We start from the raw sequence: 955 nt of genomic DNA, 5'->3' as shown, positions 1-955 counted from the left end.
ACCACCCTGTTCACGGTGGTTTTGGCGGCCTGGCAGTGGGCGCTGGCGTCGGTGAGTGGTCGCCGTGATATTCCGGTGGGTGTCCCGGTGGCTAACCGCGAACGCAGCGAAGTAGAAGCGCTGGTGGGATTCTTCGTGAATACCCTGGTGGTGCGCGGGCAGCCGCAGGCGGCGCTCACGGTAAGCCAGTGGGTGGCGCAGCTGCACCAGACCATGCTGGACGCCCAGGCTCACCAGGCGCTGCCGTTTGATCAGCTGGTGGCATCCCTGTCGCCTCGCCGGGAGCCGGGTGAAACACCCCTTTTCCAGGTGTTGTTCAACTATCAGCGTCGCGATACGACAGCAAGAAATCTGAGCGACGGCGTCACCATTGCACCGCTTGCTCAGGGTGTGCCGCATGCGTTGTTTGATTTGGCACTGGATGTCCATGAGGGGGATGGCGGTGCGTTGTTGCTGACGCTGACCTATGCGGCAGACCGTTTTCATTCAGACACTGCCGAGCGACTGAAGCAGGCCATGAGCCAGGTGCTGGCGGCATTCGGCGAGGGTCAGCGAACGCTGGGTGCCATCGCTGTGTCAGAGGCCGATTTACCGCAGCTGCAGCATTGGGGGCAGGGGGCCGGCCAGTGGCAAGCGGATAGTTTTGTCTCTTTGTTTTCACAGCAGGCTGCGAGACAGGGCGATGCCATTGCACTGATGCACGGGGATACCCGCGTGTCGTTTGCTGAATTGGAAGCACGTTCCAATCAATTGGCCCGTTATCTGATCGCCCAGGGTGTAAAACCGGATGGCGTGATTGGTGTGTCCTTCGAGCGCGGCGTCACCATGGTGGAAGCTTTTATCGCCGTGATGAAAGCGGGCGGCGCCTTTTTGCCGCTGGACCCGGGTTATCCCTCCGAACGCTTGCACTACATGCTGGAAGACAGCGGCGCCAAGTTGCTGCTTACGTCTTCAG

Annotated in this window: 1 protein-coding gene; it reads left to right on the top strand. The window is 60.7% G+C overall.

The window, feature by feature from the left end:
- On the top strand, window positions 1-955 hold a 955-nt coding region (locus A3730_RS20040), incomplete at both ends, for a condensation domain-containing protein (RefSeq protein WP_156501268.1).

The sequence above is a fragment of the Alcanivorax sp. HI0044 genome, assembly GCF_001634945.1.
The sequence above is the reverse complement of the archived record's forward strand: the minus strand, read 5'-3'. Positions and strand labels throughout refer to the sequence as shown.